Source organism: Pandoraea terrae (genome assembly GCF_902459695.1).
GTDB classification, from domain to species: domain Bacteria; phylum Pseudomonadota; class Gammaproteobacteria; order Burkholderiales; family Burkholderiaceae; genus Pandoraea; species Pandoraea terrae.
Window position 1 is genome coordinate 17701 of sequence record NZ_CABPRZ010000001.1, and the last position, 12442, is coordinate 30142.

Here is a 12442-nt window from a genome sequence, read left to right on the forward strand (position 1 = left end):
ATTATAAACGCTTAATGCGCGCTGCGGCGCACAACGGCGTGCCTGGCACCCCGCGCCAATGATAAAATCCGCCGATGAAGAATATCGTCATCTTGATTTCCGGGCGCGGCAGCAACATGGAAGCCATTGTGCGCGCCTGTGCCGCCGAGGGGTGGCCCGCCCGCATCGCTGCCGTCATCGCCAACCGTCCCGACGCCGAAGGCCTGGCGTTCGCGCAGGCGAACCGGATCGCCACGAACATGGTCGAGAGCCGCGGCAAGACCCGCGAGGCCTTCGACGCCGAACTCGCCGCCGTCATCGACAGCCATGCGCCGGATCTGGTCGTGCTGGCCGGGTTCATGCGCATTCTGACCGCTGAGTTCACGCTGCGCTACGCGGGGCGGCTCGTCAACATCCATCCGTCGCTGCTGCCGGCGTTCCCGGGGCTGCACACGCATGCGCGCGCGCTTGAAGCCGGTTGCAAGCTTGCCGGTGCGACCGTGCACTTCGTCACGCCGGATCTCGATCATGGCCCGATCGTGATCCAGGCCGCGATTGCAGTCAAGGCCGACGATACGCCGGAATCCCTGGCAGCGCGCCTCTTGCCGGTCGAACATGTGATTTACCCGCGTGCCATCCGCTGGTTTGCGGAAGGCCGCCTGGCGGTCGAAGGCACGCGCGCGAGGTTGCGCCCGAACGCCGATGGCAATATTGAACCGCAATGGCTTTTTGGTGAGGACGCATGAGCACACGTCAGACCCCGCGCCGCGAAAGCGTCGCACGTCACAACCGCACGAGCAGCAAACCCCAAACCAGCCGTCCGGGTAGCCGCAACCCCAAGCCCGATACGCGTGGCGGCCGCTACGGCCAACGCCCGGAAATCCCGGAGCCGCCCGCCGCGAAGATGCGCGGCGACCGCTTGTCGCCCGCGCTGTTCGAACATACGCAGAAACTGCTTGGCAGCGTGCTGACGTTTTCCGGGCCGGCCGACATGCTGGTCAGCACCTACTTCCGCGCGAACGCCAAGCTCGGCCACAAGGAACGTGGCGTGCTGGCGGAAACCGTCTTCTCGATCCTGCGCCGCAAGCTTGAATTCGGCCAGCATGCGGAAAGCGGTAACGGTCCGCTGGAGCGCCGGCTGGCACTGTTGGGCCTCGCCTTTACGCGCGGTATGATCTCCGTCGAGTTCGTCGCCACGCCGGATGAATTGGCGTGGCTCGAACACGTCGGCCAGATCGATCCGGCGGCGCTTTCGCCGCGAGTACGCACTAACCTTCCAGACTGGATCTACCAGCGGCTCGCGGCCCGTTTCGGCCCCGAAGAGACGGAAACGCTGGCCGCCGCATTGAACCAGCCGGCCCCGCTCGATTGTCGGGTGAACGTGCTCAAGGCCAACCGCGACGAGGTCCTGGCCACGTTGCAGGCCGACGGTTTCTCTGCCGCGCCGACGCCCTATGCGCCGAACGGCATTCGCCTGGCAGGCAAGCCGGCGTTGCAGAAGCATCCGCTGTTCATGTCCGGCGCGATCGAAGTGCAGGATGAAGGCAGTCAGTTACTGTGTCAGCTGGTCGCACCGCGCCGCGGCGAGATGATTGTCGATTTCTGCGCGGGCGCGGGCGGCAAAACGCTCGCGATCGGGGCGCAAATGCGCTCGACCGGCCGTCTGTACGCGTTCGACGTGGCGGAGAAGCGTCTCGCGAAGCTCAAGCCGCGTCTGGCGCGCAGCGGGTTGTCGAACGTTCATCCGGTGCTGATCGACAGCGAGCACGACACCAAGATCAAGCGCCTGGCCGGCAAGATCGACCGCGTGCTGGTCGACGCGCCGTGCAGCGGGCTCGGCACGCTGCGCCGCAATCCCGATTTGAAGTGGCGCCAATCGCCGCAGGCGGTGGCGGAATTGACGGAGAAGCAGGCGTCGATCCTGGCCAGCGCAGCGCGCCTGGTAAAGGCCGGTGGCCGTCTGGTGTATGCGACATGCAGCCTGCTCGACGCCGAGAACCGCGCCGTTGCCGAGGCGTTTGCGGCCGCACACCCGGATTTCGTGCGGATTCCGGCAAGCGAAGTGCTTGCCGGCCAGAAGATCGGACTCGATACCGGCGACTATCTGGAACTGCAGCCGCATCGTCACGGCACCGACGGCTTCTTTGCCGCCATCTTCGAACGGCGCGCGGCGCAGCCTGCGCAGTAAGTACTCACGGGGTGGCCGCCGGACGCCGGCGGCCCGAAGCGAATAGAACGGCCGGGCCGGGAGAGGTCGGATGGAGAACAATCAGGCGTTTGCCCACATGGTGCGCGATCTCGTGCGCGATTTCGGCGCACCGCAGATCATCTGGCAATTCGTGGCGCTCGCCGCGGCGCTGCTCGTGGCGTTTGGCGCTTCGCGCTGGGTGCTCGGCCGGCTGAAAACCCGCTTCGCCGACATTTCGCCAGCCCGTCGTGCCGGGGCTTCGAGCCTGCGCCGCGCGATTTTCCCGTTCCTCGGCTGGGTCGTCGTCGCCATCACGCGCGTGTCGCTCGACGGCACGTTGCACACGTCGCTGCTGCGGCTCGCGGAAGTGCCGTTGTTCGGTATCGCGCTGATCTACCTCGTGTTCTATCTCGCCCGCCGGCTGTTCGCGAACTCGCCGCAGGCGAATGGGCTGCTCCAGTTGATCGAGCGCGTCTTCATGGTGGTCGCGTGGCTGGGCATGATCGCCTACGTGCTCGGCGTGCAGGATGACATCTTCCGGTGGATGAGCAGCGTCCACTTCACTGTCGGCAAGAGCCAGCTGTCGCTCTATACGATGCTGACCGGCGCGCTTTGGGTCTGCGTCACCGTGGTGCTGGCGCTGTGGTTCGGCGCGCTGCTCGAGGACCGGATCATGCGGGCGACGTCGCTCGATGGCAACCTCAAAGTCGTGCTGTCGCGCGTAGTGAAGACGCTGCTCACGCTGATTGCGGTGCTGGCGGCGCTGTCGTTCGTCGGCATCGACATCACCGTGCTGGGCGTGTTCGGCGGGGCGCTGGGCGTGGGGCTGGGATTCGGCTTGCAGAAAGTGGCGAGCAATTATGTCTCGGGGTTCATCATCCTGCTCGACCGGTCGGTGCGCATCGGGGATCTGGTGACGGTGAACCCTTACCACGGCACGGTTTCCCAAATTAATACGCGCTATACCGTGGTGCGTGGACTGGACGGCGTGGAAGCCTTGGTACCGAACGAAAAACTGATTTCCGACGTTGTCCAGAATTACTCATTTACCGAGACGCGGGGCCGCGCCAAGGTCAACGTGCAGGTCGCCTACAGCGCCGATGTAGAGAAGGCGATGGCGCTGATGCTGGAGGCCGCCCAAGGCATCGACCGGGTGTTGTCCGATCCGCCGCCGGCGACCTTGCTGATCAACTTTGCCGCCGACGGCATCGACCTGGAAATGGGGTTTTGGGTCCAGGATCCGGCGCAAGGCAGTGGTGCCATCCGGTCCGAGATCAACTTGCGGATTTTGCGCAGTTTTCGTGCGAATGGTATTGAAATTCCGTATGCCCAGCGCGAAATACGCATTCTGAACGACTGGCCGGACGGAATTCCGGTGGAATCATTTGGGGCGCCGCGGCAATCCGCCGCAGAAAAATCCGGCGCTGATGAAGCGCGCGGCCAACCGGCTGGTGGCGCGCAGACGCCCGGTACAAGCGCCTGAGCGGCCGGCCGGATGCATTTTCCCAAGCTCGGGACTTGACCTGACGCAAAAACCGTGGCGGGACTGCTACACACCGGCGACGGTCCGTCAGGTAAAATGCTGGCACAAAAATCATGACAACGTGGCTTGGTTGCGGTGGCTGGTGCCGCTTTGGCCCCGATAAAACGATGCGGCAAATTGGCCGCCGATCCACCGTACCTCGATTTGGAGCGATATTTTGCTGGATAGCCTGCTGGGATTCTTGTCAAACGGTCTGCTGGACTGGAGCGGGTGGCGAATCACCCTGTTCACCCTGGTCGTGACGCACGTCACGATTGCCGCTGTTACGATTTACCTGCACCGGTGCCAGGCGCACCGCGCGCTCGACGTGCATCCGATCGTCGCGCATTTCTTCCGGCTTTGGTTGTGGATGACCACGGGCATGATCACGAGCGAGTGGGCCTCCATCCACCGCAAGCATCACGCCAAGTGCGAAACGCCGGAAGATCCGCACAGCCCGCAAACGCGCGGCCTTTGGAAAGTGTTGGCCGAAGGCGCCGAGCTGTACCGTGCCGAAGCGAAAAACGAAGAGACCCTGCGCAAGTTCAGCCATGGCACGCCGAACGACTGGATCGAGAATCACCTCTACAAGCGCTTCCCGATTCTCGGCATCAGCCTGATGATGATCATCGACATCGCGCTGTTCGGCGCGATCGGGCTGACCGTGTGGGCCGTACAGATGGTGTGGATTCCGTTCTGGGCGGCAGGCGTCGTCAACGGCCTGGGCCACTATTGGGGCTACCGCAACTTCAACTGCGCCGATGCGTCGACGAACCTGTTGCCATGGGGCATCATCATCGGCGGCGAAGAACTGCACAACAACCACCATACGTTCGCCACGTCGGCCAAGCTGTCGAACAAGTGGTACGAATTCGACATCGGCTGGATGTATATCCGCCTGTTGTCGATGGTCGGCCTGGCCAAGGTCAAGAAGGTCGCGCCGACGCCGAAGCTGTCGAAGAGCAAGGCAGCGTGCGACGACGATACGTTGCAGGCAGTGCTGTCGAACCGCTACGAGGTCATGGCGCGTTACGCGAAGACGTTCAAGCGCGCCTATCGTGACGAACTGGCTGCGTTCAAGGAAAAGCGTCTGCATGGCGAGTATCAGCTGTTCCGCGGTGCGCGAAAGTGGCTGCATCACGACGAAGCGTCACTGCAGGAGCCTCAAAAAGTGCAACTGGGGCAGATCTTCGCGCACAGCAATGCCCTGAAGACCTATTACGACATGCGTCAGGAATTGGCGGGCATCTGGGAGCGTTCCAATGCCTCGCGCGAGCAATTGCTGGTGCAATTGCAGAACTGGTGCCACCGTGCCGAGCAAAGCGGTATCAAGGCGTTGAGCGACTTCGCCCTGCGTCTGCGCCGTTACGCTTGAGCACAAGAAAGATTTTTGTCGCATAATCGAAACCCCGCCAAGGCGGGGTTTCGTTTTTGGTTACGAAGTCGGGCTTGCCGGTTGAGCCCCTGCCACTTTCCGGTCCCCACCGGCCAGAGCAATTGCCGCGATCATGGTTGATGCCTCACTGAAATCCGTAGAATTCGAGCGTCCGGCGCCGTCGGGCGCCATGTGTGTCTCGCAGGCGTGGGCGCGCGTCCCGAATGCCGTCTCCCAGGCCGAGCGCGCCGAACTCAAAACGCGCATCAAGCGCTTGCTCGTCGAGCAGAATGCCGTCCTCGTGGCGCATTATTATGTCGATGCCGATTTGCAGGACCTCGCCGAGGAAACGGGCGGCTGCGTGGCCGACTCACTCGAGATGGCCCGCTTCGGTCGTGCCCATCCGGCCAAGACGCTGGTCGTCGCTGGCGTGCGCTTCATGGGCGAGACCTCGAAAATCCTCAGTCCCGAAAAGCGCGTGCTGATGCCCGACCTCGATGCGACCTGTTCGCTCGATCTCGGCTGTCCGGCCGACGAATTCGCCGCGTTCTGCGACGCGCATCCGGACCGCACAGTGGTCGTCTACGCCAATACCAGCGCTGCCGTGAAGGCGCGCGCGGATTGGATGGTGACATCCGCGATCGGGCTGGAGATCGTGGCGCATCTGCACGCGCAAGGCAAAAAGATTCTCTGGGCGCCTGACCGGCATCTGGGCAGTTACGTCCAGAAGCAGACGGGCGCCGACATGCTGCTGTGGCAAGGCGCGTGCCTGGTGCACGACGAGTTCAAGGGCGTCGAGCTGGAGCTCCTGAAGAAGGCGCACCCGAATGCGTTGGTCCTGGTGCACCCCGAGTCGCCGGAGGCTGTCGTGGCGTTGGCCGATGTCGTCGGCTCCACGTCGCAGATGATCGCGGCGGCGCAGTCGATGTCCGCCACCGAATTCATTGTGGCGACGGACAACGGCATCCTGCACAAGATGCGTGCGGCGGCGCCGGGCAAGGTCTTCATTGAAGCGCCGACGGCGGGCAACAGTGCAACGTGCAAGAGTTGCGCGCATTGCCCGTGGATGGCGATGAACAGCCTGCAGAATCTGGCGGAAGTGCTCGAAACGGGCCGCAACGAGATTCATGTGGATCCCGCCATCGGCCGGGCCGCGCATACGTGCATCGACCGCATGCTGACGTTTGCGCAGGCGCGCAAGCAGCCGGTGCGCGCAAGCGGTGATCTGGCGCGCGACGGCGCGTTGTTCGCGGGCGTAGGGCCAGCATGACGCATCCGCACGTTTCCCCGTATTTCGCAGCCTTCGGCGAGCCGCTGCGCGAAGCCGTTGTCGCCAACGTGCGCGCGGCGCTGGCCGAAGATATCGGCAGCGGCGATCTGACCGGCATGCTGGTACCGGCCGCAGAACAGGCGCACGCGCGCATCATCGTGCGCGAGAGCGCCGTACTGTGCGGCGTGGCTTGGTTCGAGACGACCATGCACAGCATCGATTCTGCCATCCGTATCGAATGGCACTACCGGGAAGGCGACCGCATGGCGCCGGATACCCCGGTGGTCGATTTGTGGGGCCCGGCGCGCGCGCTATTGACGGGCGAGCGCACGTCGATGAACTTCCTGCAGTTGCTCTCGGGGGTCGCGACGGCCGTGCGCCGTTACGCCGACATCGTCGAAGGCACGCGTGCACAGGTGCTGGATACGCGCAAGACGCTGCCCGGACTGCGGCTCGCTCAGAAGTATGCCGTGCGTGTCGGCGGCGGTGCCAATCAGCGCCTGGCGCTGTACGACGGCATTCTGATCAAGGAAAACCATATCGCTGCGGCGGGTGGCATCGCGCCGGTCATGGCTGCGGCGAATGCGGTCAGCAGCGGCGTGCCGGTGCAAATCGAGGTGGAAACGCTTGCAGAACTCGACGAGGCGTTGGCGGCGGGCGCCCGATCGGTGCTGCTCGACAACTTCACGCTCGAAATGATGCGTGAGGCGTCACGCGTGACGGCAGGCCGCGCGTTGCTGGAGGCATCCGGCGGCGTGAATCTCGAGACGCTGCGCGCGATCGCGGAGACCGGCGTCGACCGGATTTCCGTGGGCAGCCTGACCAAGGACGTGCGCGCAACCGACTTCTCCATGCGCATCCTGGAGAAGACCGGCTGATCTTCGCGCGGTGACTGCGGCGGGCCTGCGTGGCCCGGTCTGCGGGCTTACAGGCTCGGCTTGCGCGGACTGCGTTGCAGGGCGGGCGACAGGACCGTAGGCAGCGCCTTCGGCAGCGTATCGGGGAAGTCGCGCGAGAAGTGCAGCCCGCGGCTTTCGCGGCGAGAAAGCGCGCTGTCGACGATCAGTGACGCAACGTCGACGAGATTGCGAAGCTCCAGCAGATCGCGGCTCACGCGGAAATTGGCGTAATACTCGGAAATTTCCTCTCGTAGCAGGCGGATCCGGTGCTGTGCGCGCTCAAGCCGCTTGGTCGTGCGCACGATGCCGACGTAGTTCCACATCATGCGGCGCAGTTCGTCCCAGTTATGGGCGACAACGACTTCCTCGTCCGGATCGGACACCCGGCTTTCATCCCATTCCGGCACGTCCAGCGCGGGTGCCGACTGCGTGCCCCGCTGGCGCATGTCTTGCGCGGCGGCGCGGCCAAGCACGAGGCACTCCAGCAGCGAATTGCTGGCGAGCCGGTTGGCGCCGTGCAGCCCCGTGTAGGTCGCTTCGCCGACGGCGTACAGCCCGGGCAGGTCGGTGCGGCCGTTCATGTCCGTCACCACGCCGCCGCAGGTATAGTGCGCGGCAGGCACCACCGGAATGGGTTGCTTCGTGATGTCGATGCCAAGCTCGCGGCAGCGGGCGAGGATCGTCGGAAAATGTTCCTCGATGAAGGCGGCGGGCTGGTGGCTGATGTCCAGGTACACGCAATCGAGGCCGTGTTTCTTCATCTCGAAGTCGATGGCGCGGGCGACGATGTCGCGCGGTGCGAGTTCGGCGCGTTCATCGTGCTGCGGCATGAAGCGCGTGCCGTCGGGGAGCAGCAGCCGGCCGCCTTCGCCGCGCACCGCCTCTGAAATCAGGAACGACTTGGCGTACGGGTGGTACAGGCAGGTCGGGTGGAACTGGATGAACTCCATGTTCGCGATTCGGCAGCCGGCGCGCCAGGCCATGGCGATACCGTCGCCGGTCGCCGTGTCGGGGTTCGTGGTGTACAGGTACACCTTGCCGGCGCCGCCGGTGGCGAGCACCGTGTGCCGCGCCGTGATCGCCGTGACGCGGCCGCTGCTCATCTCCTGGGCGTAGAGCCCTTGGCAATGGCGTCCCGCCGTGGGCGCCCCTTCGACACGATCCGACGTAATCAGATCGATGGCGAAGTGATTTTCAAGCAGCGTGATATTGGGATGGCAACGCACGCGTTCTGCGAGCGTCGAGATGACGGCGTGGCCGGTGGCGTCGGCGGCGTGGATGATGCGCCGACGGCTATGGCCGCCTTCGCGCGTGAGGTGGAAGCCGAGTTCGGCGCCCGCATCGCGCGTGAAGGGCACGCCTTGCTCGATCAGCCATTCGATGGCCTCGCGGCCGTGCTCCACGATGAAGCGGGTACTGGCTTCGTCGCAGAGTCCGGCGCCGGCGATCAGGGTGTCGGAAACGTGTTCGTCATGGCTGTCGGTCGAATCGAGCACGGCGGCAATCCCGCCCTGGGCCCAGTCGCTCGCGCCTTCAATCATGGGGCGTTTGGCTACGAGAGCCACGCGGCACGTGTCGGCCAGGTGCAGGGCAACCGACTGGCCGGCCAGACCGCTGCCGACGATGACGACGTCGAAGTTCATGATGCGCTTGTCTCCCGCTTGTCTCCGGAACCGCCGCGTCCGTCGAACGGTTCTCGATGTAGGAAATATCGGAGTATAGCGACTCAAAACGCGGCGGTGGCATGCCCGTATGCGCAGAATGGACAAATTGATGTCTCGACGGCCACGCGATGCGTATGGCGGCGGGGCGCCGTATTGTGCGCAAAAACGAAAAACCCCGCCGAAGCGGGGTTGGAACGCTGCAGTTGCCTGCGGCGAGAAACCTTTATTTAATCTTGGTTTCCTTGTACGCCACGTGCTTGCGAACGACCGGATCGAACTTCATGATTTCCATCTTTTCCGGTTTGGTACGCTTGTTCTTCGTGGTCGTATAGAAATGACCGGTACCAGCGGTCGATTCCAACTTGATCTTATCGCGTGCGCCTTTAGCCATGATGTGTGCTCCTTAGATCTCGCCGCGCGAACGCAGATCGGACAGGACGGAATCGATACCGTTCTTGTCGATCAGGCGCAGGCCAGCGTTGGAGATGCGCAGACGCACCCAACGGTTTTCGCTTTCCACCCAGAACCGGCGATTTTGCAAGTTCGGGAGAAAACGGCGCTTGGTTTTGTTATTGGCGTGGGAAACGTTATTGCCGACCATCGGCGCTTTCCCGGTCACTTGACATACGCGTGCCATGAAGCACTCCTAACGCAGAATTCTGTCTGAAAAAGGTGAGTCGAAAAGACAAACCGCGATTATACCAAAAAAATCCCAGACAAATCAATCGCTTTGTTACAACGCGATATTCGGCGCGAGGCCATGAGGCCGCGGCTGTGGGAGATTCAGGAATAGAGGCGGGATTATAGCCCATTCTCGCCCCGGTCCGCCACCCCGCTGCCAAATCTTTGTGCAAGCGTCACATCTGGCCATGCGCCGCGAGCGAGTAAACCCCGCTGCGGCCAACGATCACGTGGTCGAGCAGCCGGATGTCCAGCATGGCCAGCGCCTCGCCCAGGCGGCGCGTGAGTTGCAGGTCCGCCACACTGGGCTGGGGATTGCCGGACGGATGGTTGTGGGCCACGATCACCGCGGCAGCATGCTGGCGCAGCGCCTCGGCGACCACTTCGCGCGGATAGACGCTGGTTTCCGTCAATGTGCCTTCAAACAGGATCTGCGTGTCGATCACTTCATTGCGGACATTGAGGAACAGGCAGGCGAAGCATTCCCGCGTGCGGTGGGCCAGGCTCAGGCGAAGGTATGCGTGGACGGCGTCCGGGCTCGACAGCGCATCGCGCGATGCCATCGCCTCGGCGAGTGCGCGGCGCGAGACTTCAAGCGCAGCCTGGAACTGGAGGCATTTCGCGGTGCCCATGCCACGCACGTCGCGAAACCTTTCCATCGGTGCATTCAGCAGTTCGGCCAGGGACCCGAAGCGCGTGAGCAGTGCGCGGCCGAGATCGACGGCGTTGCTGCCGCGCGGTCCGCTGCGCAGGAAGATGGCCAGCAACTCCGCGTCCGACAACCCGCCCGCGCCTCGCAAGACCATTTTTTCGCGCGGCCTTTCGGCCGCCGGCCATTCCATAATCGACATTCTGACTCCCACCACGCTTGAAGACACGACCGCTCGCGTGCACCCGGCAGCGCGGGCAGTGAACGGAGAAAAAAGCGGGGGGCCGGACGGGCTGACGCGCCGTCCATTACAATAATAACTTGGACCTGCTGCGAGAACCCCATGAATTCTGTCGTAACCCCGGTAGTTCAAGACGATTCTTATCTGACCCTTCACTACCGGATCGCCACGCCGGACGGTGCGGATATCGTCAATACCTTCGAAGGCAAGCCTGCGACCCTGCAATTGGGCGCCGGCCAGCTTGCGCCGACCCTGGAGCAGGCCCTGCTCGGTCTGACAACGGCGGAGCGCGCCCGTTTCGAACTGGCGCCCGAAGCGGCCTTCGGCCCGCGCAATCCCGAATTGCTGCAGCATGTGTCGTTGAAGACGCTGAAGGAAAACAGCAATTTCGACGAGGACTACAGCGTCGGGGACCTGGTCGAGTTCAATGCGCCGGGTGGCGGCCGTTACGCGGGGATCCTGCGCGAATTGGGCGACGTGTCGGCGCTGTTCGACTTCAACCATCCGCTGGCCGGCCAGCCGATCGTGTTTGAAGTGCAGATCATCGGCATCCTGTAAGTCATGAGTGAAAGCATGAGCGATAGTCTTTCCCCGCCGACGCCGGTGACCGGGCCGGACGCCGAGGTGCTGCTGGCCCAGCCGCGCGGGTTCTGCGCCGGTGTCGATCGCGCAATCGAGATCGTCGAGCGGGCGCTGAGCCTGTTCGGTGCGCCGATCTACGTGCGTCACGAAATCGTGCATAACGCCTACGTCGTGAGCGATCTGCGGCGCAAGGGCGCGATCTTCATCGACGAACTCGCCGACGTGCCGGCCGGCAACACCGTTATCTTCTCCGCGCACGGCGTGTCTCAAGCGGTGCGCACGGAGGCCGAATCGCGTGGCCTGCGCGTGTTCGACGCGACATGTCCGCTTGTCACGAAGGTACACGTGGAAGTCGCGAAGATGCGCGCCCAAGGGCTCGAGATCGTGATGATCGGCCACAAGGGACACCCGGAAGTCGAAGGGACGATGGGGCAGACCGGCTCGGGCATGTTTCTGGTGGAGACCGTCGGGGATGTCGCCGACTTGCACGTCACCGACGCCGCGAAGCTCGCGTACGTGACGCAGACCACGCTGTCCGTGGACGATGCAGCCGAGGTGATTGCCGCGTTGAAGGCCCGCTTCCCGGCTGTTCTCGAGCCGAAGAAGCAGGACATCTGCTATGCCACGCAGAACCGTCAGGACGCTGTCAAGTTCATGGCGCCGCAATGCGATGTGGTGATCGTGGTCGGCAGCCCGAACAGCTCGAATTCGAACCGTTTGCGCGAAGTGGCCGAGAAGAAGGGGATCCCTTCCTATATGGTGGATGCGCCCGAGCAAATCCAGCCAGCATGGCTGGCCGGCAAACGCCGCATCGGCGTAACGGCGGGGGCCTCCGCCCCGGAAGCGCTGGCCCAGTCGATTCTCGCGCGTCTGCGTGAACTGGGCGCCGGGCATGTACGCGTTCTCGACGGTGTCGAGGAGAACGTCGCCTTTCCGCTGCCCAAGGGGCTGACGCAACCGGCGGGCTGACCCCGTCGCGCCCCGGCGCGGCGTGACACGCGCCGCGTCTACCCCGTTACGCCACATCCCCCTTCACGCCGCGCGTTTGCGTTCGAACGCGCGGCGTCCGTATCTGCCCCCGACTCCCGATCTCCCGTATGCGCCCTGCGCAGGATCGCCGCCGACCGTGTGTAGCATTGACGCGACACATTGACCCGTATAAAAAATAAGATTCACGGCGCAGATTCATTCAATGGCGTTTTCACCGAATGTTTTGCGATCCAACACAAAATAAAATTCGCTATTCGGTAATACTACGCAGGTAGTCCTTTATGTTTTTACTTAATTAGAATATTCCTTCGGTTTCATCCGGGCACGCTAATTGCTTTGCAGGTAATTGTAGTGATGATTCACGTGGTTGGTGCATTCCCGTGCGCCGATCGGTAACAAACG

At 63.4% G+C, this 12442-nt stretch carries 12 protein-coding genes; 8 read left to right on the top strand and 4 right to left on the bottom strand.

Going from position 1 to position 12442, the window contains the following annotated elements:
* Window positions 1-74 precede the first annotated feature (74 nt).
* From purN to nadC, 6 genes are all read left to right on the top strand, one after another.
* Window positions 75-725: a phosphoribosylglycinamide formyltransferase gene (gene purN, locus PTE30175_RS00085; protein WP_150695024.1), complete on the top strand. Its 651-nt coding sequence runs from the start codon at window positions 75-77 to the stop codon at window positions 723-725.
* 158 nt (window positions 726-883) lie between these two features.
* Window positions 884-2167, top strand: coding sequence for an RsmB/NOP family class I SAM-dependent RNA methyltransferase (locus PTE30175_RS00090; protein ID WP_150695371.1), 1284 nt, complete (start codon window positions 884-886; stop codon window positions 2165-2167).
* A 70-nt stretch (window positions 2168-2237) separates the two neighbouring features.
* The gene (locus PTE30175_RS00095; protein ID WP_150695025.1) at window positions 2238-3650 is read left to right on the top strand and encodes a mechanosensitive ion channel family protein; all 1413 of its coding nucleotides are present in this window, start codon (window positions 2238-2240) and stop codon (window positions 3648-3650) included.
* A 217-nt stretch (window positions 3651-3867) separates the two neighbouring features.
* Window positions 3868-5064 carry a DesA family fatty acid desaturase gene (locus PTE30175_RS00100; RefSeq protein ID WP_150695026.1) on the top strand — a complete coding sequence of 399 codons (1197 nt, stop codon included), beginning with the start codon at window positions 3868-3870 and terminating at the stop codon, window positions 5062-5064.
* A gap of 133 nt (window positions 5065-5197) precedes the next feature.
* Window positions 5198-6334 carry a quinolinate synthase NadA gene (nadA, locus tag PTE30175_RS00105; RefSeq protein ID WP_150695027.1) on the top strand — a complete coding sequence of 379 codons (1137 nt, stop codon included), beginning with the start codon at window positions 5198-5200 and terminating at the stop codon, window positions 6332-6334.
* A complete protein-coding gene (gene nadC / locus PTE30175_RS00110) occupies window positions 6331-7212 on the top strand; it encodes a carboxylating nicotinate-nucleotide diphosphorylase (protein ID WP_150695028.1) in 882 nt (293 codons plus the stop codon). Before nadA ends, nadC begins: the two co-directional genes overlap by 4 nt.
* A gap of 47 nt (window positions 7213-7259) precedes the next feature.
* Here the strand turns inward: nadC and nadB are convergent, their stop codons facing one another.
* From nadB to radC, 4 genes are all read right to left on the bottom strand, one after another.
* Window positions 7260-8876: an L-aspartate oxidase gene (gene nadB / locus PTE30175_RS00115; protein ID WP_150695029.1), complete on the bottom strand. Its 1617-nt coding sequence runs from the start codon at window positions 8874-8876 to the stop codon at window positions 7260-7262.
* A 244-nt stretch (window positions 8877-9120) separates the two neighbouring features.
* On the bottom strand, window positions 9121-9288 hold the full coding sequence (gene rpmG / locus PTE30175_RS00120; RefSeq protein WP_047216022.1) for a 50S ribosomal protein L33: 168 nt from the start codon (window positions 9286-9288) through the stop codon (window positions 9121-9123).
* Between the two features lie 12 nt (window positions 9289-9300).
* Window positions 9301-9534 (bottom strand): 50S ribosomal protein L28, encoded by a 234-nt coding sequence (gene rpmB / locus PTE30175_RS00125; RefSeq protein ID WP_150695030.1) that lies wholly within the window; start codon window positions 9532-9534, stop codon window positions 9301-9303.
* A gap of 220 nt (window positions 9535-9754) precedes the next feature.
* Window positions 9755-10429, bottom strand: coding sequence for a RadC family protein (gene radC / locus PTE30175_RS00130; protein WP_150695031.1), 675 nt, complete (start codon window positions 10427-10429; stop codon window positions 9755-9757).
* A 141-nt stretch (window positions 10430-10570) separates the two neighbouring features.
* Between radC and PTE30175_RS00135 the strand changes: the two genes are divergently transcribed.
* Window positions 10571-11026: an FKBP-type peptidyl-prolyl cis-trans isomerase gene (locus PTE30175_RS00135; RefSeq protein ID WP_150695032.1), complete on the top strand. Its 456-nt coding sequence runs from the start codon at window positions 10571-10573 to the stop codon at window positions 11024-11026.
* Between the two features lie 15 nt (window positions 11027-11041).
* A complete protein-coding gene (gene ispH / locus PTE30175_RS00140) occupies window positions 11042-12019 on the top strand; it encodes a 4-hydroxy-3-methylbut-2-enyl diphosphate reductase (protein ID WP_420819593.1) in 978 nt (325 codons plus the stop codon).
* Window positions 12020-12442: the final 423 nt, after the last annotated feature.